The sequence below is a fragment of the Streptomyces sp. NPDC048516 genome (genome assembly GCF_043199875.1).
In the GTDB taxonomy this organism is placed as follows: Bacteria; Actinomycetota; Actinomycetes; order Streptomycetales; family Streptomycetaceae; genus Streptomyces.
In genome coordinates, this window is sequence record NZ_JBICWS010000010.1 from 114,707 (window position 1) to 139,359 (window position 24,653).

At 71.8% G+C, this 24,653-nt stretch carries 20 protein-coding genes and 1 pseudogene; 13 read left to right on the top strand and 8 right to left on the bottom strand.

The annotated features are described in order from the left end of the window. Positions 1 to 20: 20 nt before the first annotated feature. A complete protein-coding gene (locus ACGFR7_RS21090) occupies positions 21 to 905 on the bottom strand; it encodes an ABC transporter substrate-binding protein (protein WP_393321274.1) in 885 nt (294 codons plus the stop codon). A gap of 383 nt (positions 906 to 1,288) precedes the next feature. Between ACGFR7_RS21090 and hydA the strand changes: the two are divergent. The 3 genes and pseudogenes from hydA to ACGFR7_RS21105 all read left to right on the top strand — a co-directional run bounded on the left by hydA (position 1,289) and on the right by ACGFR7_RS21105 (position 5,448). Next, positions 1,289 to 2,696, top strand: a pseudogene (gene hydA, locus ACGFR7_RS21095) (dihydropyrimidinase). Between the two features lie 11 nt (positions 2,697 to 2,707). Beyond that, positions 2,708 to 3,709: a TIGR03842 family LLM class F420-dependent oxidoreductase gene (locus tag ACGFR7_RS21100; protein WP_393321277.1), complete on the top strand. Its 1,002-nt coding sequence runs from the start codon at positions 2,708 to 2,710 to the stop codon at positions 3,707 to 3,709. Positions 3,710 to 3,891: 182 nt separating this feature from the next. Further along, positions 3,892 to 5,448, top strand: coding sequence for an NCS1 family nucleobase:cation symporter-1 (locus tag ACGFR7_RS21105; protein WP_393321280.1), 1,557 nt, complete (start codon positions 3,892 to 3,894; stop codon positions 5,446 to 5,448). Between the two features lie 74 nt (positions 5,449 to 5,522). Here ACGFR7_RS21105 and ACGFR7_RS21110 read toward each other — a convergent pair whose 3' ends face one another. Continuing rightward, positions 5,523 to 6,260 (bottom strand): VOC family protein, encoded by a 738-nt coding sequence (locus ACGFR7_RS21110; RefSeq protein ID WP_393321283.1) that lies wholly within the window; start codon positions 6,258 to 6,260, stop codon positions 5,523 to 5,525. Between the two features lie 171 nt (positions 6,261 to 6,431). Beyond that, positions 6,432 to 7,667, bottom strand: a complete 1,236-nt coding sequence (locus ACGFR7_RS21115) for a helix-turn-helix transcriptional regulator (protein WP_393321286.1) — start codon at positions 7,665 to 7,667, stop codon at positions 6,432 to 6,434. Between the two features lie 888 nt (positions 7,668 to 8,555). Between ACGFR7_RS21115 and ACGFR7_RS21120 the strand changes: the two genes are divergently transcribed. Together ACGFR7_RS21120 and ACGFR7_RS21125 are read left to right on the top strand one after the other, a co-directional pair. Next, complete coding sequence (locus ACGFR7_RS21120; RefSeq protein ID WP_393321288.1) at positions 8,556 to 8,714, top strand: hypothetical protein; 159 nt, start codon at positions 8,556 to 8,558, stop codon at positions 8,712 to 8,714. Positions 8,715 to 9,066: 352 nt separating this feature from the next. After that, positions 9,067 to 10,185 (top strand): protein-L-isoaspartate(D-aspartate) O-methyltransferase, encoded by a 1,119-nt coding sequence (locus ACGFR7_RS21125; RefSeq protein ID WP_393321291.1) that lies wholly within the window; start codon positions 9,067 to 9,069, stop codon positions 10,183 to 10,185. Between the two features lie 66 nt (positions 10,186 to 10,251). Here ACGFR7_RS21125 and ACGFR7_RS21130 read toward each other — a convergent pair whose 3' ends face one another. Then, positions 10,252 to 11,316, bottom strand: coding sequence for a biotin/lipoate A/B protein ligase family protein (locus ACGFR7_RS21130; protein ID WP_393321294.1), 1,065 nt, complete (start codon positions 11,314 to 11,316; stop codon positions 10,252 to 10,254). A 77-nt stretch (positions 11,317 to 11,393) separates the two neighbouring features. Between ACGFR7_RS21130 and ACGFR7_RS21135 the strand changes: the two genes are divergently transcribed. Beyond that, entirely contained in the window at positions 11,394 to 12,236 is an 843-nt protein-coding gene (locus tag ACGFR7_RS21135; RefSeq protein ID WP_393321297.1) for a hypothetical protein, read from the top strand. Between the two features lie 269 nt (positions 12,237 to 12,505). Continuing rightward, positions 12,506 to 13,384: a hypothetical protein gene (locus ACGFR7_RS21140; RefSeq protein WP_393321300.1), complete on the top strand. Its 879-nt coding sequence runs from the start codon at positions 12,506 to 12,508 to the stop codon at positions 13,382 to 13,384. 67 nt (positions 13,385 to 13,451) lie between these two features. Here ACGFR7_RS21140 and ACGFR7_RS21145 read toward each other — a convergent pair whose 3' ends face one another. From ACGFR7_RS21145 to ACGFR7_RS21155, 3 genes are all read right to left on the bottom strand, one after another. Further along, the gene (locus tag ACGFR7_RS21145) at positions 13,452 to 14,843 is read right to left on the bottom strand and encodes a sensor histidine kinase (protein WP_393321303.1); all 1,392 of its coding nucleotides are present in this window, start codon (positions 14,841 to 14,843) and stop codon (positions 13,452 to 13,454) included. Beyond that, on the bottom strand, positions 14,840 to 15,502 hold the full coding sequence (locus tag ACGFR7_RS21150) for a response regulator transcription factor (protein WP_393321306.1): 663 nt from the start codon (positions 15,500 to 15,502) through the stop codon (positions 14,840 to 14,842). The genes ACGFR7_RS21145 and ACGFR7_RS21150 overlap by 4 nt, the downstream gene beginning before the upstream one ends. A 338-nt stretch (positions 15,503 to 15,840) precedes the next feature. Further along, positions 15,841 to 16,605 carry an NAD-dependent deacetylase gene (locus ACGFR7_RS21155; protein ID WP_393321309.1) on the bottom strand — a complete coding sequence of 255 codons (765 nt, stop codon included), beginning with the start codon at positions 16,603 to 16,605 and terminating at the stop codon, positions 15,841 to 15,843. Positions 16,606 to 16,834: 229 nt separating this feature from the next. Between ACGFR7_RS21155 and ACGFR7_RS21160 the strand changes: the two genes are divergently transcribed. From ACGFR7_RS21160 to ACGFR7_RS21185, 6 genes are all read left to right on the top strand, one after another. After that, complete coding sequence (locus ACGFR7_RS21160) at positions 16,835 to 17,761, top strand: inositol monophosphatase family protein (protein ID WP_393321311.1); 927 nt, start codon at positions 16,835 to 16,837, stop codon at positions 17,759 to 17,761. Positions 17,762 to 17,810: 49 nt separating this feature from the next. Next, a complete protein-coding gene (locus ACGFR7_RS21165) occupies positions 17,811 to 19,223 on the top strand; it encodes a phytoene desaturase family protein (RefSeq protein ID WP_393321313.1) in 1,413 nt (470 codons plus the stop codon). 50 nt (positions 19,224 to 19,273) lie between these two features. Next, complete coding sequence (locus ACGFR7_RS21170; RefSeq protein ID WP_393321316.1) at positions 19,274 to 19,786, top strand: O-acetyl-ADP-ribose deacetylase; 513 nt, start codon at positions 19,274 to 19,276, stop codon at positions 19,784 to 19,786. A gap of 341 nt (positions 19,787 to 20,127) precedes the next feature. Further along, positions 20,128 to 21,096, top strand: a complete 969-nt coding sequence (pip, locus tag ACGFR7_RS21175; protein WP_393321319.1) for a prolyl aminopeptidase — start codon at positions 20,128 to 20,130, stop codon at positions 21,094 to 21,096. Between the two features lie 235 nt (positions 21,097 to 21,331). Then, positions 21,332 to 22,804, top strand: coding sequence for an AlkA N-terminal domain-containing protein (locus ACGFR7_RS21180; protein ID WP_393321322.1), 1,473 nt, complete (start codon positions 21,332 to 21,334; stop codon positions 22,802 to 22,804). 10 nt (positions 22,805 to 22,814) lie between these two features. Beyond that, positions 22,815 to 23,360 carry a methylated-DNA--[protein]-cysteine S-methyltransferase gene (locus tag ACGFR7_RS21185; RefSeq protein ID WP_393321325.1) on the top strand — a complete coding sequence of 182 codons (546 nt, stop codon included), beginning with the start codon at positions 22,815 to 22,817 and terminating at the stop codon, positions 23,358 to 23,360. 53 nt (positions 23,361 to 23,413) lie between these two features. Here the strand turns inward: ACGFR7_RS21185 and ACGFR7_RS21190 are convergent, their stop codons facing one another. After that, positions 23,414 to 24,643, bottom strand: coding sequence for a GDSL-type esterase/lipase family protein (locus ACGFR7_RS21190; protein WP_393321328.1), 1,230 nt, complete (start codon positions 24,641 to 24,643; stop codon positions 23,414 to 23,416). Positions 24,644 to 24,653: the final 10 nt, after the last annotated feature.

Consider the following 24,653-nt stretch of genomic DNA (forward strand, 5'->3'; position numbering starts at 1 on the left):
GCGGTGTGCCCCGGCCCGACTCACCCCGTCCCGGCGAACTCGCGCACCGTGTCGGCCAGCAGGGTGAAGAACCGCGTGTGCGCGCGCCGGCTGCACGGGGCCTCCGGGTTCCACGGCAGCAGCCGGGCCCGGGCCTCGATCGCGCGCCAGTGCTCGTCGGCCCGGAGCTCCTGCGGCCGGGCGGCATTGGCCCGTACGTCCCCGAGCACGATGTCCGGACCCATCTGCGCGGCCTCCGCCCAGCCGACCGTGGACCAGTTCAGCCCGGCGCCCGCGGCCGGCTCCAGCAGGCCGAGGCCGTGTTCGGTCAGCGCCCGCAGGTCCGGCCAGGAACCGGGCCGCGCCAGATGTACCCGCTCCGGCCCCGCGGGCGACAGCGCCAGTACCCGCGGCCGCACCGGGCCGCCGGTCGCCTGCCGCAGGGCATCCTCCGCGGCGTCCAACTCGCGTGCGACGCCGAGGGGTTCGCCCCGCCCGAGTGAACCGGCGAGCGCCGCGAACCGTTCGCGCACTCCGGCCAGGCTCCGCCCCGGGCCCACCGCGACCGTGGCCACCGGGACATGCGCCTCCAGCTCCAGCGCGGTCTTCTGCTCCAGGCCGTAGACCTGCTCGCCGTCGTACGTCACGGCCACGACGAGGTCCGGCTCCGCCTCCAGCAGGGTGTCCGGGTGCAGCGCGCTGCCCGAACCCAGGTAGGGGATCTCCGCGAGCGGCAGCTCACCGCCCTTCGCGGGGTCGGGGGCGGCGCCGTCGTGCTGGGACCCGAAGAGCCCCACGGGACGTATGCCGTGGTCCCACAGCGTCGCCCCCGCCTGTATGTACGCCACGATCCGCAACGGCCGGTCCCCGGCCACCGCAAGGCGCCCCCGGTCGTCGGAGAACTCCCACGGTGTGCTGTGCTCCATGCCCTCTCGCCTCTCTGCATCGTCCGCCAGGATGCTGCGGCGCTCGCGAGGATTGCCCGCCGGCGTCGGCGCATACCTGCCCAACGGGCCGCGCCCGCACCCCTCCGGCGGGTACCGCTGCACCCGCACCCGCACCCGCCCCCGCGCCCGGCCCCGCGTTGAACCGTCCAGATGATCGTCGGCGCAACACGAACGTCTCCGCTGATTAACGGTCACGGTATTGCCACCGTGGGTGACATGCTTCTACGGTCTCCTTCTCGACCGCGATCTACGGGTGTAGACCGGTTGTGGCGTGGCGTCAGCGGAGCGGACCTGCCGAGGGGATGGTGCGCGTCGGCTCCGCCTTCCCGTGCCGCCGATGTCGCTGGTGTGGAAGGAGCAGGATGGTGAGCCGTACGGTCGTCCGGGGCGGACTGGTGATCACAGCCGCCGACGAGATCCACGCCGATGTCCTGGTGGAGGACGGGCGGATCGCCGCCCTCGCCGCGCACGGCAACCCCACCGCCGACCGCTGGGGGGAGACGGCGGACCGCATCCTCGACGCCACCGGCAGATATGTCATCCCGGGTGGCGTCGACGCCCACACCCACCTGGACTTCCCCTTCGGCGGGACCTTCTCCTCCGACAACTTCGAGACCGGGACCCGCGCCGCCGCCTGGGGCGGCACCACCACTCATCGACTTCGCGGTCCAGTCCCGCGGCAAGTCGCTCCGCGCCGGCCTGGACACCTGGCACGCCAAGTCCGACGCCCAGTGCGCCATCGACTACGCGTTCCACATGATCCTCTCGGACGTCAACGAGCACACCCTCAAGGAGATGGACCTCCTGGTGGCGGAGGGCGTCACCTCCTTCAAGCTGTTCACCGCCTACCCCGGCGTCTTCTACAGCGACGACGGACAGATCCTGCGCGCGATGCAGCGCTCCGCCGACAACGGCGGCCTGGTGATGATGCACGCCGAGAACGGCATCGCCATCGACGTCCTCGTCGAACAGGCGCTGGCCGAGGGGAAGACCGACCCCCGCTACCACGGCGAGGTCCGCCGGGTCCTGCTGGAGGCCGAGGCCACCCACCGCACCATCCAGCTCGCGCGGGTGGCCGGCGCACCGCTCTACGTCGTCCATGTCTCCGCCGAGGAAGCCCTCGCGGAGATCGCCCAGGCCCGCGACAAGGGGCTGAACGTCTTCGGTGAGACCTGCCCGCAGTATCTGTTCCTGTCCACCGACAACCTCGCCGAGCCCGACTTCGGGGGCGCCAAGTACGTCTGCTCCACGCCGTTGCGGCCCCGTGAGCACCAGGAGGCGTTGTGGCGCGGGCTGCGCACCAACGACCTCCAGGTGGTCTCCACCGACCACTGCCCCTTCTGCTTCCAGGGGCAGAAAGAGCTCGGCCGCGGCGACTTCTCCAAGATCCCCAACGGGATGCCCGGGGTGGAGAACCGGATGGACCTCCTCCACCAGGCCGTCGTGGAGGGCCGGATCAGCCGCCGCCGCTGGATCGAGATCGCCTGCGCCACCCCGGCCCGGATGTTCGGCCTCTACCCGAAGAAGGGCACCATCGCCCCCGGCGCCGACGCCGACCTCGTCATCTACGACCCCACCGCACAGCAGACCGTCTCGGCCGAGACCCACCACATGAACGTCGACTACTCGGCGTACGAGGGCAAAGAGCTCACCGGACAGGTCGAAACGGTCCTCTCGCGGGGCGAACTCGTCATCGACAGGCGGGAGTTCACCGGCCGCGCGGGGCACGGCCAGTACATCCCGCGTGGCACCTGCCAGTACCTCATCTAAGGAGCGCCGCCGTGGACTTCGGAGTTGTTCTGCAGGCCGACCCGCCCTCCTCCGCCGTGGTGTCCCTGATGCGCCGTGCCGAGCGCAACGGCTTCCGCTACGGCTGGACCTTCGACTCGACCGTGCTGTGGCAGGAACCGTTCGTCCTCTACAGCCGCGTCCTGGAACACACCGAGCGGCTGATCGTCGGCCCGATGGTCACCAACCCCTCCACCCGCGCCCCCGAGGTCACCGCCTCCACCTTCGCCACCCTCAACGAGATGTACGGCAACCGCACCGTCTGCGGTATCGGCCGCGGCGACTCCGCGATGCGGGTGGCCGGGCGGCCGCCCAACACCCTGGCCCGGCTGGGCCAGGCCATCGGCGTCATCCGCGACCTGGCCGAGGGGCGCGAGGCGTACGTCGGCGACCACCGGATCAAGATCCCCTGGATCAAGGACGGCAAGCTCCCGGTATGGATGGCCGCCTACGGGCCCAAGGCCCTCGCCATGGCCGGCGAACTGGCCGACGGCTTCATCCTCCAGCTCGCCGACCCCTTCCTCACCGAATGGATGATCAAGGCCGTACGGACCGCGGCGAAGGACGCCGGACGCGACCCCGCCGACATCACCATCTGTGTCGCCGCACCGGCCTATGTGGGCGACGACCTGGACCACGCCCGCGAGCAGTGCCGCTGGTTCGGCGGCATGGTCGGCAACCACGTCGCCGACCTCGTCGCCCGCTACGGCGAGCACTCCGGCATGGTGCCGGACGAGCTGACCGCGTACATCAAGTCCCGGGAGGGCTACGACTACGCGCACCACGGCCGGTCGGGCAACCCGGACGCCGGCTTCGTGTCGGACGCGGTCATCGACCGCTTCTGCCTCCTCGGCCCGGCCGCCGCGCACGTCGAAAAGCTGCGACAGCTCAAGGCCCTGGGCGTGGACCAGTTCGCGCTCTACGCCATGCACGACGCCAAGGAATCCACCATCGACGCCTACGGAGCGGAGATCCTTCCCGCGTTCGCCGACTGAACGGGCGCGGGGGCGGGGCGGCGCACCCCGCCTTCGCCGGGGCGGCACCGGAGCGCCCGGCGAGCGCCCGGCGAACGCACCGGCGGCCGACGGCGGTCCACCCCCCGGCCGGGCGCCACGACCGATGAAATGCCGCGCCGCCCGGCCACCGGGCGGCCCGCACCCGGACGAAAGGCCCCCGCATGTCCGCGACCCCCTCACCCGTGCCGCCGGAACTCCCCATAGCGCACCCGGGCCAGCTCACCGCCCGGGACGGCCGCGTCGAACCCGCCCCGGGAGCCATCGCCGTGGACGGCCGGTACGTCAACGCCGACCTGCGCCCCGTCCCGCTCTCCGAACGCCGCTGGACCACCTACAACTTCACCGCCCTCTGGGTAGGCATGGCCCACAACATCCCCTCCTGGACCCTCGCCTCCGGCCTGGTCGCGCTCGGCATGGACTGGAAGCAGGCAGTCCTGACCATCGCGCTGGCAAACCTCGTCGTCCTCGTACCGATGCTGCTCACCGGGCATGCGGGGCCGAAGTACGGCATCCCCTTCCCCGTCCTGGCGCGGGCGTCGTTCGGGCTGCGCGGCGCCAATCTGCCCGCGCTGGTGCGGGCCGCCGTGGCCTGCTGCTGGTTCGGCATCCAGACCTGGATCGGCGGCCAGGGCATCTACGTCCTGCTGGGCAAGATCTTCGGCGGTGACTGGGCCGGGGCGGCGTCGGTCGGCGGCTACCCCTGGACCCTCTGGCTCTGCTTCCTGGTGTTCTGGGTCATCGAACTCGCCATCATCCACCGGGGCATGGAGACCCTGCGCCGCTTCGAGAACTGGGCCGCGCCCTTCGTCCTGGTCGGCGCCCTGGCACTGCTCGGATGGATGGCGGCCAAGGCGGGCGGGTTCGGCCCGCTGCTGGACCAGCCGAGCGCACTGGGCTGGGGCGAGCACTTCTGGCGGGTCTTTTTCCCGTCCCTCATGGGAATGATCGGCTTCTGGGCGACCCTGTCCCTCAACATCCCCGACTTCACCCGCTTCGGAGCCGGGCAGCGGGCCCAGGTCTGGGGGCAGTCCCTCGGGCTGCCGACCACGATGACCGCGTTCGCCCTGCTCTCCGTACTGGTCACCTCAGGCTCACAGGCGGTGTACGGGGCGCCGATCTGGGACCCGGTCGCGCTGGCCGGGAAGTCCGACAGCGTCTTCGGCCTGCTCTTCGCCCTGGTCACGGTCCTGATCGCGACGATCTCCGTGAACATCGCCGCCAATGTCGTCTCACCCGCCTACGACCTGGCCCACCTGGCACCGAAGTTCATCACCTTCCGTACGGGCGCGCTGATCACCGGCGTGGTCGGCGTGATCATCCTGCCGTGGAAGCTCACCGCCACCCCCGAGCTGTACATCTTCACCTGGCTCGGCGTGGTCGGCGGGCTGCTCGGCACCGTCGCAGGCATCCTCATCGCCGACTACTGGATCATCCGCCGTACCGTCCTCGACCTCGCCGACCTCTACCGGCCCGGCGGCCGCTACTGGTACACGGCCGGCTGGAACTGGCGTGCCGTCCTCGCCTTCGCCGTCGGCGGCCTGCTGGCGGTGGGCGGCTCCTACTCCCAGCCCGGCAAGGGCCCCTTCCCCGCCCACGGTCTGCTCCCGTTCCTCAAACCCCTGGCCGACTACGGCTGGGCGGTGGGCCTGGCCACCGCGCTGACGCTCTACACGCTGCTGATGGCCACGGCATCCGGGCGGGCCACCCGGCCCGTCTGACGACGGCGCGGCGGTGCGACGGCCCGGCCAGGACGGAGTTCCGCGTCAGCCCCGCCCGAGGACGGAGTTCCGCGTCAGCCCCGCCCGAGGACGCAGAACTCGTTGCCCGCCGGGTCGGCCAGGACGACCCAGGAGACGTCCCCCTGGCCCACGTCGGCCCGTACCGCGCCGAGGCCTTCGAGCCGGGCGACCTCCTTCGCCTGATCATCGACGGGGTCGGCCATCACGTCGAGGTGGACGCGGTTCCCTACGACCTCGTCGTCGGGCGTGCGGCGGAACTCCAGGTACGGCCCGACACCCTTGACGGAGCGCAGCAGGGCGTGGTCGTCGGTCAGCTCGTGGACGGTCCAGTCGATCGCCTCGCCCCAGAACCGGACCATGGCCCGCGGGTCGGCGCAGTCGACGACCACGGCGGCTATCGGCCCGGTGTCCCGGTAGAGCTCCCGGGGCTCCAGGACGCTGAACACGTTGCCTTCCGGGTCGGCCATCACCGTCCACGGCACGTCGCCCCGGCCCGCATCGGCGGGCGTCGCCCCGAGCTCCGTCAGACGGGCGACCAACTCCGCCTGATGGGCGTCGGAGGTGGTGGCGAGTTCGAGGTGCACGCGGTACCTCACCGTCTCCGGGGCCGGGACGCGGACGAGATCGATGCAGACGGCGGACGGGTCCGGCCAGTCGAAGCCGACGGGTAGCAGGTTGGTGACTCCGGGCCCTTCGCTGGAAACTCCCCAGCCGAGCACCTCCGCCCAGAACTGGCCGAGCGCCGAGTCGTCCCGGGCCTTGAAGTTCACCTGAACAAGTTGCAGCGTCATGCCGCATACCTTAGTGATCCCGCATCGGGCAGGCGTGCGAAATGCAGGCGGAGATCACCGGAACGTGTCTGCCGCGGACGTGTACTCCCTGGCGAACGACCGGCAACAGACCAGACCGTGCTGCGAGCCGGCGAAGAGCACCCAGGAGAGGGGCACAGCCATGTCCGGTCCTCAGGCGGCGGGGTGATCTCCGAGGAGCGCCGCTACCTCCGGCACCCTTCGGAAGGGCTTCAAGCTCTCAAGAACCACCCGCGCCCGGTCAGCCGTTCGCTCAGATGCGCTGCCGACGGAAAGAGCCAGCATGCGTGCTGCGGTTGCTGCGGCTTCCTCCGGCTCGTTGGCGTCCGCATAAGCCACCGCCAGCCATGAGAGGTAGAGCGCCAACTCCCGTGCGTGCGTGGTGTCGTAGCGGTCCAAGACCCGGGCCAGGAGCGGAACGGCACGAAGCGGCCTGTGCAGCTCCGTGTAGACCCTGGCGTCCATGACCTCCAGCTCCTCCACGGACACCCAGTAAGTCCAGTCCGGTTCATCCGCCCCGTGCTCATCCGTGAGCGCTTCGTGGGCCTTGCCCAGTGCCCGGATCGCCTCTTGCGGGCGGGCGGCCCTGGTGTGTGCCCATGCCACGCGGTCCAGGAACAGCGCGCGTGCGCGGGGTGGGGCGTCCGGTCCGGCGGCGTCAACGGCGGCCACCGCCATATCCACGGCCTCACGGGGATCACCTTGATTCGCCACCTGGTAAGCGAGCGTGCCCAGAAGCTGACCCGCAAGGGTGCCGTCTCCGGCTTTCTGCGCGGCAGAGAGCCCCAGGCGGTAAACCTTCTCCGCCTCCGCGTACGCTCCGGCGTCACTGGCCACCCAACCCACGATCTGCGCCAGCTCCGCAATCGCCCTGAGGAGATCCCGCCCAACAGCTGTGGTGTGCGTGGTCGTTCGGTAGAGGTCGACCGCGGACTTCAGATCACGGCGTGCGCGTCCGATCAGGTCTCGTCCATACACCACGTCGTCCGCCAGCCGAAGGCCGTGGACCCGGTTGGCCAGGTCCACCACCGTGGACTGCCCGATCCGCCGGCCAAGACCTCCGACCAGCGGGGCGAACGGGTCACCGGGCGGGAGGAAGTCATCCACCGTGCGTGGTTCGGGCGGGGCGGTCGCCTCCTCTACAGCCGTTGCTGCCTCTAATTCCTCCCTGGACACCCCTAAGGCGGTAGCCAGAACGGGCAGCCATTCGCGCGGCTTCCGCTTCCCTGCCTCCCACCGGTACACGTCCTGACGCCCAAGGGCGGCATTCAGCCCCAGTGTGGGGAGATCGCGGGCGACTTCGTTCAGCTTCTCCGCCAGGCGATCCTGCGACCAGCCGCGCGCTTTGCGGAGGCGTCTGATCATTGCCCGGATGGTCTCCCCAGTCATGATCCCAGTCTGGCCCACACAGAGGCATACACGCAGGCCGCTCCGGAAGCACAACGGGACCGGAATGCTGGCGTCATGGCAGGTGACCCGCGCAGAGACGAGGAAGTACCGGAAGACGGTGCCTTGACGCCCTTGGGCACCACGGTCCTCCGGTGGGAGAGACGACGGTGGCACCTGGACACACTGGCGCCGCCGCATCACCCGTATGCGAAGCAGAGCCGTGCCCTCATGGAACGCACCCTGGCGGGGTTATGGAGCGTGCGTCATGGCTGCCGCTGATCGTGCCCGGGCCGTCGTGAGGGCTGCCGGCCCGGAACCGGAACCCGTCGCCGTTCCCGGGTGCGACGTGTGCCAGTCCTGCGACCTGGAGCGGGAGCCGGCGCGCAGGGACGGACATTCGTTGACCCTCCGGAGCTGTAACGCCGTCATCGCGGGCCATCCACACGGAAGGGAGGTACTTGCATGACCACGACTGAGATGCCATCCGCATCCCTCGGATCACCCGAAGAGGTCACGGTGGGGACTGTCGTCGTTGACCGGGACGCCGACATGGTGGCCGTGGTGCGAGAGGCGACGGGCCTGAGGGGCGCTCTGGAGCGACCCACGGGCCTTGTCCGGGGGGTGACTTACGCGGGCCTGCGGCCCGGCACGAAGCGCGATGAAAGACAGCTCCAGGCCCTGGCGAAGCTCCAGCGGGCACGGCCGCGGGGTATGCCGTGAGCTGTACGAAGTGTGCTGACCTGGAACGGGAGTTGAAGGCAGCCGAAAGGGCTGGTGACCGGACCCGGACCGTGGACTGTCGGGTTCTGCTCCGGCGCCATCCGCAACACGACGACGTACCCGTGGAGGCCGCTGCGCATGCCCGGAAGGGAAAGGGAGGTGGCAGGAGTGAGTAGGCCGCTTGGCGCACGCAAGCCGCGGGGCGACTTGAAGAAGACCAGCGCCGTGGTCAAGGACGACCGCAACAAGGACAGCCAACAGGCCCGGAAAGCCGACCTGTTGGCCCGGATGCGGGAGCGTATCCACGGCAAGCCGGACGCCGGCTAGCCCCGGACTCCGCCCCTTTGCCGGATGTCCATGCCCCTTCCGGCGTCCCCCCCCGCGTTGTCGAGGGATCCCGGCAGGGGGAGGCGGGCAAGGCCCCGTGCGACTGTCCCACGGACAGCGGCAGTCGGACGGGTAAGCAACCACCGAGAGATATATGGAGGAGCAGTGACCGTGATTTTTGCTACCGACGATGGCGGCGACGGGCTCCCGGGTGAGCCGTACCCCGGCCCGCATCAGCCCCCGTCCCCCGACGGTGGCCCGGGTCGGCCCAACCCGCCCAAGGGTGCCTGACCCGGTGACCACCGACGCACCACAGGAGCGCCCCGGCCTTGACGGGCCGGGGCGTGTCCTCATGTCTTCAGGGGCCCTCTCCTGCGACTGGGCACCCTCGTACGCGGCCGTTCCCCGCTCCACCGTGTTGCCGGACCTCATCTGGCCGTTCGACATGGCGGCAGGCCGGAGCGTGGCCGTCTCCAAAGCGAACGACCCCGCAAGGTGGCAGGAGTTCGCGGACTCCGACGTACCCATCGTGACGCAATGGGACGACGGGAAACACGCCGGCACCGAACCGGGGCAGGTGCCGACCAGCTCCGCGTCCATGCCCTCCGTGGTGTTCCGGATGCTCCAGGCCCTGGACCTCCGGCCCGGCCACAGGGCCCTGGAGATCGGCGCCGCCACCACCTGGAACGCGTTGCTCATGGCCCACCGTGCGGGGCCGGGGTGCGTGACCACGGTGGAGGTGGACCGGGCGGTGGCCACGGCCGCCATGGCGACGGTGGAGAGGCTGGGGATCCCCCTTCACGTCGTGCACGGCGACGGGTTCCAGGGCTACCCGGAAGGGGCGCCGTATGACCGGGTCATCGCCACGTGCGGCCTGCGGTCCGTCCCGTTCGCGTGGGTCGAGCAGTGCCGTCCCGGCGGGATCATCGTGGCCCCGTGGGGAACGCACTACAGCCACCGCGACGCGGTGGCCCGCCTGGTGGTCGCGCCGGACGGGCAGAGCGCTTCGGGCTCCTTCACGGGACCCGTGGAGTTCATGAAGCTCCGCTCCCAACGGTTCGTCCCGCGGGCGCATTCCGAGTACGTCACGGGCAGCGTGGCCGACGGCGACGAGTCGTCCACGACGGTCACCGAAGCGGAGTTCGTCGGGGAGCAATTCGGCCCGGAGCGCTTCGCCATGGGGCTCCGCGTCCCTCAGTGCTCGTACGTCGAGGCGGAGAAGCGCGACGGCGCACGGCCGGTCTGGTTCTACGGCCTCAGCGACCGGTCCTGGGCCTGTTGCATGTTCCGCGACGGGAAGGCGGCGCGCGTCTGGCAGTCCGGCCCCCGCCGGTTGTGGGACGAAGCGGAGGCCGCGTTCCGGTGGTGGGACGGGCATGGCCGCCCGGACCCCTCGCGGTTCGGTCTGACCGTGACCGCCGAGGGCGAAAGGGTGTGGCTGGACGGTCCGGCCAACTCCTGGACGCTCTGAGAGAGACCGGCCCGCCCGTGCGTGACCCCCGTGGCGCACGGGCGGGGCCTTTGCCATGACGGCCGGTCAGGGGATGCGTGTGGTCCACGCGGCGGTCTCGAACTTGGTGCGGACGAGCTCCCTGGCACGGGCCATCTCCTCGTCGGTGACCTCCCCGCGGGTGAGGCCGTAGCGGGAGCGGAAGGAGCCGATCATCTTCTCGATGACGGCTTCGCGGGGCAGGCCGGTCTGCCGGCGCAGCGGGTCGACGCGTTTCCTGGCGCTCCTGGTGCCCTTGTCGGACAGCTTCTCCTTACCGATGCGCAGCACGTCGAGCATCTTGTCGGCGTCGATGTCGTAGGACATGGTCACGTGGTGCAGCACCGCACCGGGCCCGCCGCCCGGCCCGACCACGCGCTTCTGCGCGGCGCCCGCCACCTTGCCGATCTCGGTGGCGATGTCGTTGAGCGGCTGGTACCACGCCTTGATGCCCATGTCGCCGAGTGCGGTGAGGACCCAGTCGTCGAGGTAGGCATAGCTGTCGGCGAAGGACAGGCCGGACACCAGAGCGTCGGGGACGGCGAGGGAGTAGGTGATGGTGCTCTGCGGCTCCGCGAACATCGCGCCGCCACCGGAGATCCGGCGTACGACCGTGACGCCGTGGCGGGCGATGCCGTCGGGGTCGACTTCGTTGCGCAGGGACTGGAAGCTGCCGATGATGACGGCGGGCGCATCCCACTCCCAGACCCGGAGGGTGGGCGGGCGCCGCCCGGCAGCCACCTCGGTCGTGATGACCTCGTCGAGCGCCATGTGGAGGGCCGGTGGCTGGGGCGCTTCGTGGATGAGCTGCCAGTCGTAGTCGCGCCAGTCCGTGGCCTGGGCCAGGGCACGGCGCACCGCGATGGCCACGCTCTCGCCGGTGAATCCGAACAGCACTGCCGACGGGGGCAGCCCGGCGTCGATCCGGGCGGTGAGGCCGGCGGTGTCCGTGTCGGCCGGGGCGCCTTCCAGCGCGTCGTCGATCTGCAGGATGGCCTCGTCCGGTTCGAGGAAGAAGTCACCCGCGACCCGTACGTTCTTGAGCCGCCCCTCCTCGACGCAGAGGTCCACGACCACGAGCTTGCCCCCGGGGACCTTGTACTCACCGTGCACTGTGCTACCTCCGGGCCCGGCAGACGGCTGAGGGTGCTCAGGATATGTTCAGGTTGCGGCTGGCACGGTCGGGCACCATGACAGCTGATATCCCTGGGGCCGTTGAGGCGCACGCGGCGTCCGGCCCCCCTTCCGCCCCCACTGGCCGGCGCATCCGCTGGAACAAGGTTCCCGAAGTCACGGCGTACTTCTGGGTCATCAAAGTCCTGTGCACCACAGTCGGCGAGACCGCGGCCGACCTGCTGAACGAGAAGCTAGGCCTGGGCCTGACGGGTGTGTCGCTGATGATGAGCGTGCTGCTCGTCGCGGTCCTGGTGGCGCAGTTCCGCACCCGTGCCTACCGGCCCGGCACCTACTGGCTCGCCGTGGCGCTGATCAGCATCGTGGGCACGCTGATCAGCGACAACCTCACCGACAACCTGGGCGTACCGCTGGAGACCAGCACCCTGGCCTTCGCGGTGGCCCTCGTCGTGGTGTTCGTGGCCTGGTACCGCAACGAGCGGACGCTGTCCATCCACCACATCGACACCACCCGCCGCGAGTCCTTCTACTGGCTCGCCGTGCTGTTCACGTTCGCCCTGGGCACCGCGGCCGGTGACCTGGTCGCCGAACGCATGGACCTCGGGTACTGGATCTCGGCCGGCCTGTTCGCCCTGGTGATCGCCGCCGTCGCGGTGGCGCACTTCGCCCTCGGTCTGGACGCGGTGTGGAGCTTCTGGATCGCCTACATCCTGACCCGGCCGCTGGGCGCGTCGATCGGCGACTACCTGTCCCAGCCCACCTCGGGCGGCGGACTCGGCCTGGGCACGGTGATCACCAGCGTGCTGTTCCTGACCGTCATCCTCGGCCTGGTGGTGTTCTTGACGGTCACCCGGCGAGACGTTTCCGAGCCGGAACGGCTCACTGTCCGGGCGAGCTGAGCGCGGGCTCGTCCCGGCACGGACGGGTGAAGCCGGTCCCCTCTGAGCTTCGGGGGTCGGCTTCACCCGTCCGGGGCTGCCTCGCGGGTGCGGTCGGCGGTGTTCAGGATGCGTTCAGGCTGCGGCTGGGAGCGTGGGGCGGTGTGCGACGTCATCGCTGACTGCGGTGTGCCTCGTACCCGCCCATTGCCGCCACTGTGCGCACTTCGCAAGGCCCCCCACGGCACGATGTGAGGCGGTGCGGAGGCGCCCCCCAGGAGGGATCGACAATGCCTGAGCCCGAAGTCCTGACCGACATGGACGTCGCAGGCACCGACAGGTACGTGATGCGGAAGCTCCCGGAGGTCACCCTGGCCTTCTGGGTCATGAAGACCGCCGCGACGACCCTCGGAGAGACGGCCGGTGACCTCTTCGCCCAGACCCTTAAGCTCGGCTACTTCCTGACCACCATCGCGTTGTTCCTGATCTTCGTGGTCACGCTGGTCGTGCAGCTCCGGTCCCGGCGCTACAACCCCTTCTTCTACTGGACCGTCATCCTGTCCACCAGCATGGCGGGCACCACGATGTCCGACTTCATGAACCGGGACGCCAGTGCCAAGTTCCTCACCGACGGCTCGACGTCGCTCGGCTGGGGGCCGCAGGGCCTGGGGCTGGGCTACCCCACAGGGGCCGCCATCCTGATCTCGCTGCTGATCGCCATCTTCGTCATCTGGAAGGCCACCGGTCTGACGTTCGCCATCCGCGACATCGTCACCTTCCGCGCGGAGGCCCTCTTCTGGGCGGCGATCCTGGTGTCGAACACGCTCGGCACGTCCATGGGGGACTTCCTCTCCGACAGCTCCGGACTCGGTTACGCGGGCGGCGCCCTGCTCGTCACCGGTGTGCTCGCCGTACTCGTCGCCCTGATGCGGGTGCCGGCCGTGCCGAACGTCGTGCTGTTCTGGATCGCGTTCGTGCTCACCCGGCCCCTCGGGGCGACCGCCGGTGACTTCCTCACCAAGCCGGTCGCCAAGGGCGGCCTCGACCTCGGCACGGCCGGTTCGTCGGCAGTAATCCTGGCGGTGCTGCTGGGCCTCATGGGATACGCCCACGTGCAGGAGCGCAGGACCGCGGTTCCCGAGGACAAGACCCTCACGGGCGTTTCCTGAGTATCACCGGGACAGGCGCGGCGGTGGCAGGCAGCCGTCCCGCCTGAGGGCGCCGGGCGGGGCCGGGTCACCCGGCGGGCAGGCTCACCACGAAGCGCGTGCCCGGGGTGTGCCCGGCGTCATGGGTCACCTCACCGCCGGCGGAGCGGGCCAGGCGTCGCGCGAGCGGCAGTCCCAGGCCCGCTCCGCCGTGTCCGTCCTCGGGATCCGCGCGCCGACCGGGCTGGAAGAGGTGCGCGGTGAAGGCGGCCGGGACACCGGGACCGTCGTCGACGACCGCTACGCGCATGCCGTCGGGCTCCGGCGAGACCCGGAGCGCGACCCGGGTGCGGGCGTAGCGCAGGGCATTGTCGAGGAGCGGGGCGACGATGCGCTCCAGCAGCGCGGCGGGCACCCCGGCCACCAGGGTGTCCGGACCGGAAACCGTGATCGTGGTCTTCTCGGGGGCTTCGAGCCGGGCGGCGAGCCGGCGCAGCACGGCCATGATGTCCGCCGTGCCGGGAACGGTGTGTGCGCCGGCCCGGGCGTCGTCGAGGACGGTCTCGCAGATGGTGCGCATGGAGGTGGCGGCATCGGCGATGGAGGCGTGCGTGGCGCGGGTTTCGGCGTTCGAGCGGGGGCGGGTCTGCCACCAGTCGAGTTCGGCGGTGATCCGCGCCAGGGGGTTGCGCAGCTCGTGGGAGAGCTCCTGGGTGAGCTGCTGTTCGTGGCGCAGCACGGCACGGATCCGGTCCAGCAGCTCGTCCAGTGAGGCCCCGAGCCGGGTGAGCTCGACGGGGCGGTCCCCGGCGCCGAAGCGCTGGTCGGAGGCGACCACGCTCCACCGGGTGGCCTGCTCGGTCATCGTCCGCACGGGTCGCAGGGCGCGCCCCACCGCCAGTCGGGTCAAAACATAGGTGCAGGCCAGGACACCGGTGTCCAGGGCGAGGGAGGCGATGAGCAGGGTGTCGGCCGAGGCGCGGTACGGCGCGAGGTCCATGGCGGTGACGACGGCGGCAGCGGGCCCGGCACCCGGCCGGACGCCGCCCACGGGCTCGGCGCACAGGCGTATCCGATCACCGGCCGTCACCTCGGCACAGCGTTTGTCGCCGTGCGCGGCGAGACCGGTGGCGGTGCGGGTGACCGTGTCGCCGGGCGGGGCCGAGGCGGGGTGCTCCAACAGCCGGGTGCCCGCGTAGATCCACACGTTGGTGTCGAGGGCGGCGTCGCCCGGTGTCTCCAGGACGCGTACCGGGTGATGGCGGGTGTCGACGGTCGCCGCCACGGCGCCGGCCCGGGCGTGCAGTTCGTTGTCCGCCTGCTGCTGGAGGCGCTGGCGAACGATGGTGTTGAACACGACGGTGAGGACCACCATCACCAGCGCGGCGGTGGTCAGCGCAATCAGGGACAGCCGGCCCCGCAGCGTACGGGGGCGGCAACGGCGGGCCGCCGCGGCGAGGAGGCCTGGGACGGTACTCATGACAGCCGGTGTCCGATCCCCCGGAGGGTGCTGATCGTCAGTTCGCTGCCCGCCTCCCGGATCTTGCGGCGTAGCCGGCTCAGATACTGGTCGAGGGTGTTGTCGCTGACCTGCGCGCCCTCCGGCCAGCCGGCCCGGACCAGCTCCCTTCTGCCCACCACTGCCCCCAGGCCGGCCATCAGCGCGGCCAGCAGACGGAACTCGGTCGGCGTCAGGGCCACGTCGACGTCCCGTACACACAAGCTGTGGTGCACCGGGTCCAGGATCAGGTCCCCGGCGTTCGTGGGGGCGGTTGGCCCGGAACGTTTGAGGGCGGCGCGCAGTCTGGCCGCGAGTTCGGCGAGGTGGAACGGCTTGGGGAGGTAGTCGTCACCCCCGGCGGAGAACCCGCTGAGGCGGTCGTGGAGTTGGTGGTGTGCGGTCAGGAAGACGACCGGGCCGAAGAACCCCTGCGCCCGCATCGCCTGGCACACGTCGCGTCCGTCCGCATCCGGCAGCCCGACGTCCAGTACCACCGCGTCAACGCCGTCGTCGGCCAGCCGCAGGGCGGTGGTGCCGTCCTGGGCGGCCAGCGTGCCGAAGCCCTCGTCACGCAGTCCGCGCACCAGCACGTCCCGCAGGGCGTGGTCGTCCTCGACGACCAGGATGGTGAGACGCAACGATGATCCTCACAAGCTCGGGGCGCCGGTCCGCGTCCTCGCCGCGTCCGCCCGGTCCGCCGGACAGGGCTCCGGGACGGCCGGCCGCCGGCGGCAGCCACCCGCGGCACCGTGGCGGAAGCGGCGAGGCCGCGGACGCCCCCTGTGCGGCGGTCACCCGTCCCGGTGGCCGGTCCGGACTCGGTCTCCCCGCCGACGTCATCGGCACCGGCACGACGGGCGACGGTGGCCCGGAGTGACTACAGGTAAGTAGACGGTCTACTGCACTGTAGTCGATGAGGGCGGGCAGGGCTCACGACCCGGGACGCGTCGCCCGACAGGGGCCGGAAGGCGGCGTCTCAGGCGCGCTCCTCCAGGCCCGCGAGCAGCCTCGGCAGCGCACTGCCGATCGGTTCGCGGATCACCTCGGCGGCGAGTGCGTCGTACGGCGTCGGCTCGGCGTTGACGATGATCAGACGCGCACCGTGCTCCGCGGCCACCCCGGCGAGCGAGGCCGCCGGATGCACCTGGAGCGTCGTCCCGACCGCGAAGAAGATCTCCGCCGCCTTCGCCACGCTCACCGCCGTACCGAGCACCTGCGGGTCCAGCCGCTCCCCGAACATCACCGTCGCCGACTTCAGGATCCCGCCGCACACCAGACACGGCGGATCGGGCTCGCCCGCGGCCACCCGCGCCAGCGCCTCCGCCATCGACGACCGGGCATGACAGCGGGTGCAGCTCACGGTCCGCACGGTGCCGTGCAGTTCGAGCACCTTGCGCTCGGGCATCCCGGCGCGCTGATGCAGCCCGTCCACGTTCTGAGTGATGACGCGTACCGGCGTCCCGGAGCGTTCCAGCCGGGTCACCGCCTCGTGCGCGGCGTTCGGCTCGGCCCGGAACGCCGGGCTCTCCTGACGCATCCGCCACGACCGCCGACGGATCTGCGGGTCGGCCATGTACGTGTCGTACGTGACGAGCTTCTCCGCCTCCGGATCCCGCCGCCACAGCCCGTTCGGACCGCGGTAGTCGGGGATCCCGGAGTCGGTGGAGATGCCCGCCCCGGTGAGGATCGCGACGAGCGGGCGGCCGGTCGGCCGGTCGGGGGAGGGGTGGGTGCCGGTCATGGGGTGAGCGTAGGCATTTTGCGCCCGGCCGTCCTGTCAATTGTCGGTGTCGGGGTCCGGCCCGCGGTGCCCGCACCGGTGGTCCGTGGAGGACATCCGCCCTCCCCGCCCTCCCGGCCCTCAGTGGCCCGGCCCCCCAGCGGCCCGGCCCCCGGTCGTGCCCGCCGTGGCATCCGGAATTCACCTGGAGTCCAGCCGTCGTGTCAGTGGCTCGTGGTTCGATGGACGCATGATCGAAGCACTTCGTACCCACAATTCGGGAGAGACCGCGATTACCCCGACTGCCACCACCCCGCCCGCCGCGGCCCCGGCCACCGACCGCCCAGAGCCGTCGCTCGACCTGTCGGCGCTGGACCTGGCCGCCGTCGAGGCCGCCGTCCGCCGTGCCGCGGCGGACGAGATCATGCCGCGCTTCCGGCAGCTCGCCGCCGAGGACATCGTCGAGAAGAACGGCCCGCACGACCTCGTCACGGTCGCCGACCGGCTCGCCGAGGAGCACCTCACGGCCTCCCTCACGGCCCTGCTGCCCGGCTCCCTGGTGGTCGGCGAGGAGGCGGTGCACGCCGACCCGGGCGTGCTCGACGCGCTGCACGGCGACGCCCCCGTCTGGATCGTCGACCCGGTCGACGGCACCCGCCAGTTCGTCCACGGCGACCCCGGCTTCGCCACGCTCGTCGCGCTCGCCCACCGGGGCGAGGTGCTGGCCTCCTGGACGTACGCCCCCGCGCTCGGCCTGATGGCCGTCGCCCGCCGCGGCGCCGGCGCCCGGCTGAACGGCGTACCGCTCCGGGCCGGCAGCCCGTCGTCCGGTGCGGTCCTCGATGTCGCCACGTCGCACTTCGACTTCACCACCGACGAGGAGAAGAGGGTGCTCGCCACCCTGGAGACCGGCGGCATCGCCCCGCGCCCCTGTGGCTCGGCGGGCCTGGAGTATCTGCACGTTGCCCGTGGCGAGATCGACGCCACGGCCTTCAGCTGGGAAAATGTCTGGGATCACGCGGCCGGACTGCTGCTGGTCCATGAGGCGGGCGGCGCGAGCGGCACGGTCGCCGGGCAGCCGTTCCGTATCGAAGGCGGCAATGCGCTGCCCTTCACCGCGGCGCGGGACACCGCAACGGCGCGGCGTATCCTCGGACTGCTGGCAGCCGCCAACTGACCCTCACCGACGAGGGTCGGACTTGAGGGGAGTGGCGCAGGTGCCGAGGATGCTCGATGCCGTGGTGATCGGGGCGGGGCCCAACGGCCTGACGGCGGCGGTCGAACTCGCCCGCCGCGGTATGTCCGTGGAGGTCTTCGAAGCCCGCGACACCATCGGCGGCGGCGCCCGCACCGAGGAGCTGACCCTCCCCGGCTTCCGCCACGACCCCTGCTCGGCGGTGCACCCCACCGGAGCAGGATCGCCCGCCTTCCGCACCATGCCGCTGGACCGCCACGGCCTCGAATGGCTGCACGCCGACCTCCCCATGGCGCACCCCTTCCCGGACGGTACGGCCGCCGTGCTCGGCCACTCCGTCGGCGAGACCGCCATGTCCTTCGGGCCGCGTGACGCCGGCACCTACCGCAGGCTCGTCGAGCCCTTCACCGGCAAGTGGGAGGCGATGGCCCATGACTTCCTGCGTACGCAGTGGCTGGGCCTGCCGCAGGACCCGCTGACCTACGCCCGCTTCGGCCTGGTCGCGGCGCAGCCGGTCACCCTCCTCAACCGCCGCTTCCAGGACGAGAAGGCCCGCGCCCTGATGGCCGGGCTCGCGGCGCACGCCAACGCCCCGCTCGGCGGCTTCGGGACCTCCGGTATGGCCCTGATGTTCGCGCTCGCCGCACACGCCAAGGGCTGGCCGGTGGCACGCGGCGGCTCCCAGGCCATCTCCGACGCGCTCGCCGGTCTGCTGCGCGCCCACGGAGGCGTGGTGCACACCGACTTCGAGGTCAAGCGCCTCGACGACCTGCCGCCGGCCCGCGCCTATGTCTTCGACACCGCACCGACCGCGCTCGCCCGGATCGCGGGCCTGGGCAACGCCTACCGTGATGTGAAGTACGGCCCCAGCGTCTTCAAGGTCGACTACGCCCTCTCGGGCCCGGTGCCGTGGACGGCCGAGGAGGCCCACCGCGCCGGCACCGTCCACATCGGCCCCACCAGCGGCGAGATCTCCGCGGCGCTGAACGCCGCCACCGAGGGCCGTCCGCCTTCCGTCCCCTTCCTGATCACCGCTCAGCCCAGTCTGATCGACCCCACCCGCGCCCCCGAGGGCAAGCACACCTTCTGGGCGTACGGCCATGTCCCCCACGGCTGGGAAGGCGACGCCACCGAAGTCGTCGAGCGGCAGATCGAGCGCTTCGCCCCCGGTTTCCGCGACCTCGTCCTGGCCCGTGCGGTCGCCGGACCGCCCCAACTCGCCGCCCGCAACGCCAATTACGTCGGCGGCGACACCGCCACCGGCTCCGCGGCCGGCCTGCGGCTGCTGATCCGCCCCAAGCTCGCCCGCGTCCCTTACGAAACCGCCCACCCCGCCGTTTTCCTCTGCTCCCAGGCCACCCCGCCCGGCCCCGGAGTCCACGGCATGTCCGGCCACTACGCCGCCAAGGCGGTCTGGCGCCGCCTGCGCGCGCACCGACGCTGAATCCACATCCAGGTGGCCGCACGGCCCGGCCCTCCCTAGGCTCGGACACCATGAGCACTTCCCTCACCTTCGTCCAGGGCGACATCACCGAACAGACCGTGGACGCCGTGGTCAACGCCGCCAACTCCTCGCTGCTCGGCGGCGGGGGTGTGGACGGCGCGATCCACCGACGCGGCGGCCCGGAGATCCTGGCCGAGTGCCGCGCGCTGCGCGCCTCCCAGTACGGCCGTGGCCTGCCCACCGGTCAGGCGGTCGCCACCACCGCCGGCCGGCTGCCCGCCCGCTGGGTCATTCACACCGTCGGCCCCGTCCACTCCGAGAGCGAGGACCGCAGCGAACTGCTCGCCTCCTGTTACCGCGAGGCGCTGCGGGTGGCCGACGAGCTGGGCGCGCGGACCGTCGCCCTTCCGGCCATCTCCACCGGCGTCTACCGCTGGCCCGTGGAGGACGCCGCCCGGATCGCCGTCGAGACGGTGCGCGACGCGGACACCGCCGTCGAAGAGGCGCGCTTCGTCCTCTTCGACGACCACGCGTACGCGGCGTTCGCCGCCCAGGGCGACTGACCGCGGACCCGTACGGGCCCGCCGGCGGTACGGGTGCGGAGGGAGGTACGAGGCCATGGACGGACGCTGGCTCGCCCGCCGGTCACTGGCGGCGGGTACGTCAGCCGGCCGCGCGGATGGGGCGGGCGGCCCGGGGGCGCACCGCCGGCTGAGCGCGGTCCACCCGGCCTGACGAAGCCCCTATGGCGGACCGAAGCCCCTACACGGCAAACCGAAGCCTCTACACGGCAAACCGAAGCCCCTACACGGCAAACCGAAGCCTCTACGGCAAACCGAAGCACACCGGCCCCGGAAAGGAGGCAGCATGCCCGTCAGGTGAAACAGGAGAAGGGGAACCGAAGATGACGGAGCTCTACCCGGCCATCGAGCCGTACGCCACCGGGCTGCTGGACGTCGGCGACGGCAACCGCGTGTACTGGGAGGTCTGCGGCAATCCCGAAGGGAAGCCCGCGCTGGTCGTCCACGGCGGGCCGGGGTCGGGATGCAGCACGGGCACGTGGCGGACCTTCGACCCGGACCGCTACCGCGTCGTCCTCTTCGACCAGCGTGGCTGTGGACGCAGCACGCCGCACGCCAGTGACCCGGCCACCGACATGCGGCACAACACCACCGGCCATCTGCTCGCCGACATCGAGCAGTTGCGGGAGCACCTGGGCATCGACCGCTGGCTGCTGTTCGGCGGATCGTGGGGCTCGACACTGATCCTGGCGTACGCACAGCGGCACCCGGAGCGGGTGTCGGAGATCGTCATTCCCAGCGTCACCATGACCCGGCGTTCCGAGATCGACTGGCTCTACCGGGGCGCCGGCCGGTTCTTCCCGGAAGCGTGGGAACGCTTCCTCGCCGGTGCTCCGGGGGTGGGGCCGGACGGCGACATCGTCGGGGCGTACGCACGCCTGATGGCGGACCCCGACCCCGCGGTGCGCGAGCGGGCCACCACGGACTGGTGCGCCTGGGAGGACGCGGTGCTCTCCCTGGAGTCGTACGGCGCTCCCCGCCCTTACAGCGGCCGCCCCTCGGATGCCCGGGTGGCCCTGGTCCGGATCTGCTCGCACTACTTCTCGCACGGCGCATGGCTGGAGGAGGGGGCCCTGCTGCGGGACGCCGGGCGGCTGGCAGGTATCCCGGGCGTGCTCATCCAAGGGCGCCAGGACATGGGAGGGCCGCCGCACACCGCCTGGGAGCTGGCCCGCGCCTGGCCCGACGCCCGGCTGACCATCATTCCCGACGCGGGGCACAAGGGCAGCGAGGCGATGCGTGAGGCGGTGATCGGTGCGCTCGACCGGTTCGCCGGGACATGCGGGACGTGACTGCCGAGGGGCGGCCGGCCGGGTGACCTGCGGGGCGGCCCGGGGGACGGGCGACCTGCGCCGCTCCTGGGACGACGGCCTGCATCCTCCCTGGCGGGCCGGGCGACCTGCGCCGCTCCTGGGACGGCGGCCTGCGTCACCCTGGCGGGCGGGCGACCTGCGCCGTCCCTGGTAGCCCGACGTTGATGTCGGATTCTCGCCAGCCGGATGGCCCTGACTGAGCAATCCTGAGGTCATGCACACCGACACCGAGCGTTGTCTGCGCGCCGTGCAGTCCAAGGATGCCCGCTTCGACGGCTGGTTCTACACCGCCGTCCTCACGACCCGTATCTACTGCCGCCCCAGCTGCCCCGTGGTGCCGCCCAAGCCGGAGAACATGCGGTTCTACCCGAGCGCGGCCGCCGCCCAGCAGGCCGGTTTCCGGGCCTGTAAGCGGTGCCGCCCGGACGCCAGCCCGGGCTCTCCCGAGTGGAACGCCCGCGCCGACCTCGTCGCCCGCGCCATGCGGCTGATCGCCGATGGCATCGTCGACCGTGAGGGTGTCCCCGGCCTCGCGGCCCGGCTCGGCTACAGCACCCGGCAGACGGAGCGCCAGCTGCTGGCGGAGCTGGGCGCCGGGCCGCTCGCCCTGGCCCGTGCCCAGCGCGCGCAGACCGCCCGCCTCCTGGTGGAGACCACGGCACTGCCGATGGCCGATGTCGCCTTCGCCGCCGGTTTCGCCAGCATCCGCACCTTCAACGAGACGGTACGGGAGGTCTTCGCGCTGTCCCCGACGGAGCTGCGGCAGCGCGCCCGGCCGGGGCCCCGTGCGGCGGTGCCCGGCGCGCTCGCGCTGCGGCTGCCCTTCCGGCAGCCACTGAACCCGGACAACCTCTTCGGGCACCTCGCCGCCACCGCGGTCCCCGGCGTCGAGGAGTGGCGGGAGGGCGCCTACCGCCGGACCCTGAACCTCCCCTACGGGCACGGCATCGTCGCCCTCGCACCCCGCCCCGACCACATCGACTGCCGTCTCTCCCTCACCGATCTGCGCGATCTGGCGGGCGCCATCGCCCGCTGCCGCCGGATGCTCGACCTCGACGCGGACCCGGAGGCCGTCGACGGGCTGCTCCGTGAGGATCCGCTGCTGGCGCCACTCGTCGACAAGGCGCCGGGACGACGGGTCCCGCGAACCGTCGACGCCGAGGAATTCGCGGTCCGCGCCGTCCTCGGCCAGCAGGTGTCCACCGCGGCGGCCCGCACCCACGCCGGACGGCTGGTCCGTGCGCACGGCGAACGCGTCGACGACCCGGACGGCGGCCTCAGTCACCTCTTCCCGACGTCCGCCGCGCTCGCCGGGCTGGACCCGGACGCGCTGGCGATGCCCCGCACCCGCCGCGCCACGCTGACCGGCGTCATCGCCGCCCTCGGCTCCGGCGCGCTGCGACTGGGCGTCGGCAGCGACCGCGACGAGGCCCGCGACCGGCTCGCGGCGCTGCCGGGGATCGGCCCCTGGACCGTCGAATGCATCGCCATGCGCGCGCTCGGCGACCCGGACGCCTTCACACCGACCGACCTCGGGCTGCGCCGTGCGGCCGCCGGGCTCGGCCTGCCGCACACCCCGGCCGCCCTCACCCGGCACTCCGCGCGCTGGCGCCCCTGGCGCGCCTACGCCGTCCAGTACCTCTGGGCGACCGACGACCACCCCATCAACCACCTTCCGACGAACTGAGGCCGCAGCCATGACGGTTCACCCCTCCACGCCCGACGCGCCCCGCACCCACACCGTCCTGGACGGCACCCCGGTGGGGCCGCTCACCCTGGTCGCCGCCGGCCAGACCCTCACCGGCTTGTACATGACCGACCAGCGCCACCGCCCGCCCCAGGAGACCTTCGGCGCTCCGGCGGACCCCGACGACCCGCCGTTCGCCGCGGCCATCGCCCAGCTCCGGGCCTATTTCCGCGGCGAGTTGACCACCTTCGACCTGCCGCTCGCACTGCGCGGCACGCCCTTCCAACGCCGGGTCTGGGCGGCGCTGGGCACCATCCCGTACGGCGAGACCCTTTCGTACGGGCAGCTCGCCGAACGGCTCGGCGTCCCGACGGCGGCCCGCGCGGTCGGTCTGGCCAACGGGCGCAATCCGGTCGGCATCATCGTCCCCTGTCATCGCGTCGTCGGCGCCAACGGCAGTCTCACCGGTTACGGGGGCGGCCTCGACCGCAAGTGCCGCCTGCTCGCCTTCGAGCGGACGGCGGACGGCCTGTTCCCGGCGGAGGCGTGCGGGTGACGGAGCACCAGAGGCCCGCTCGCCGCTCATGGGCGGCGAGCGGGCCTCTGGTGTCATGCGCTGCGGTCCGTGCGGCTGCGGTCCGGGAAGTCGCGATCCGTGCTGCTGTGGTCCTCGAAGGGGCCGTCGGCCCTGAAGACCAGCTGGGTGAAGCGTTCACCGATGCGGCGGTGGGTGGCGGCATCCGGGTGGAGCTGGTCGGGCAGCGGCAGTTCGGCAAAGTCGGCCTCGCCGTAGAGGTCGCGGCCGTCGAGGTAGTGCAGGTTCGGGTCCTCGGCCGCCCGCTGCCGCACGATCCGGGAAAGCTCGTCCCGGATGACGCCCAGGGTCAGTTTGCCGTGCGCGCGCTCCGCGGGGTCGCCGGTGGCCCGGAACCGCAGTTGCCCGGCGCTCAGAGCGCTGAAGTCAGGGGCGCTGGGACCGGGGGTGTCCTCGTGGATGGGGCACAGGAGGGGGGAGACGACCAGCAGCGGGGTGGTGGGGTGGCCTTCGCGGATGGTGTCGAGGAAGCCGTGGACGGCGGGGACGAAGGCCCGCAGGCGCATCAGATCGGCGTTCACCACATTGATCCCGATCTTGAGGCTGATGAGGTCGGCGGGGGTGTCCCGCAGGGCGCGGGCGGTGAACGGGTCGAGCAGGGCGCTGCCGCCCAGGCCCAGGTTGATCAGTTCCACGCCGGCGAGAGTGGCGGCGAGTGCGGGCCAAGTGGTGGTAGGGCTGGCGGCGTCGGAGCCGTGGCTGATCGAACTGCCGTGGTGCAGCCACACCGTGCGGCCCCGGTCCGGCGCGGGCTCGACGGGGGCGTCGGTGCGCAGGGCGACGAGTTCGGTGGTCTCGTTGTGCGGCAGCCAGATCTCTATGTCCTTGGCGCCGTCGGGCAGGCCGGAGAAGCGGAGGGTGCCGACCGGGCCGGGCTGCTGCTCGGCGGTCCCGGCGGCCATGTCGATGGTCAGGGTGTTGCCGCCGCTCACGCAGGCCCGGTCGGCCAGGCGGCCGTCGATCAGCAGGTCGTACATGCCGTCCGGGCGGGGCGGGGCACCCACGTAGACCCGCTTGGTGGGCAGCGCGTCCAGCTCGATGGCGGTGGCCCGGGTCCGGAAGACCAGCCGTACGCCGGAGGGCTGGGATTCCGCCATGGCGAGCTGCCCGTCCAGGTACTGCGCGCGGGCCCGGGCGGGCAGCCGGTGCGGCAGCACCCCGTGTGGGGTGTGTTCCAGGTCGAGGGCTCCGCGCAGGAGATCCGCGGTGAGGGGTGTGGTGATCCAGTGGTGTTCGGTGTTCATGTCCCAGCCT

What these genes read in the sequence shown, in the direction of transcription:
- ACGFR7_RS21180 (WP_393321322.1), top strand. Translation starts at nt 21,332, where the DNA reads ATGCACACCGACACCGAGCGTTGTCTGCGCGCCGTGCAGTCCAAGGAT.
- ACGFR7_RS21090 (WP_393321274.1), bottom strand. Translation starts at nt 905, where the DNA reads ATGGAGCACAGCACACCGTGGGAGTTCTCCGACGACCGGGGGCGCCTT.
- ACGFR7_RS21185 (WP_393321325.1), top strand. Translation starts at nt 22,815, where the DNA reads ATGACGGTTCACCCCTCCACGCCCGACGCGCCCCGCACCCACACCGTC.
- ACGFR7_RS21115 (WP_393321286.1), bottom strand. Translation starts at nt 7,667, where the DNA reads ATGACTGGGGAGACCATCCGGGCAATGATCAGACGCCTCCGCAAAGCG.
- ACGFR7_RS21145 (WP_393321303.1), bottom strand. Translation starts at nt 14,843, where the DNA reads ATGAGTACCGTCCCAGGCCTCCTCGCCGCGGCGGCCCGCCGTTGCCGC.
- ACGFR7_RS21190 (WP_393321328.1), bottom strand. Translation starts at nt 24,643, where the DNA reads ATGAACACCGAACACCACTGGATCACCACACCCCTCACCGCGGATCTC.
- ACGFR7_RS21140 (WP_393321300.1), top strand. Translation starts at nt 12,506, where the DNA reads ATGCCTGAGCCCGAAGTCCTGACCGACATGGACGTCGCAGGCACCGAC.
- ACGFR7_RS21165 (WP_393321313.1), top strand. Translation starts at nt 17,811, where the DNA reads ATGCTCGATGCCGTGGTGATCGGGGCGGGGCCCAACGGCCTGACGGCG.
- ACGFR7_RS21110 (WP_393321283.1), bottom strand. Translation starts at nt 6,260, where the DNA reads ATGACGCTGCAACTTGTTCAGGTGAACTTCAAGGCCCGGGACGACTCG.
- pip (WP_393321319.1), top strand. Translation starts at nt 20,128, where the DNA reads ATGACGGAGCTCTACCCGGCCATCGAGCCGTACGCCACCGGGCTGCTG.
- ACGFR7_RS21125 (WP_393321291.1), top strand. Translation starts at nt 9,067, where the DNA reads ATGTCTTCAGGGGCCCTCTCCTGCGACTGGGCACCCTCGTACGCGGCC.
- ACGFR7_RS21170 (WP_393321316.1), top strand. Translation starts at nt 19,274, where the DNA reads ATGAGCACTTCCCTCACCTTCGTCCAGGGCGACATCACCGAACAGACC.
- ACGFR7_RS21155 (WP_393321309.1), bottom strand. Translation starts at nt 16,605, where the DNA reads ATGACCGGCACCCACCCCTCCCCCGACCGGCCGACCGGCCGCCCGCTC.
- ACGFR7_RS21160 (WP_393321311.1), top strand. Translation starts at nt 16,835, where the DNA reads ATGATCGAAGCACTTCGTACCCACAATTCGGGAGAGACCGCGATTACC.
- ACGFR7_RS21105 (WP_393321280.1), top strand. Translation starts at nt 3,892, where the DNA reads ATGTCCGCGACCCCCTCACCCGTGCCGCCGGAACTCCCCATAGCGCAC.
- ACGFR7_RS21135 (WP_393321297.1), top strand. Translation starts at nt 11,394, where the DNA reads ATGACAGCTGATATCCCTGGGGCCGTTGAGGCGCACGCGGCGTCCGGC.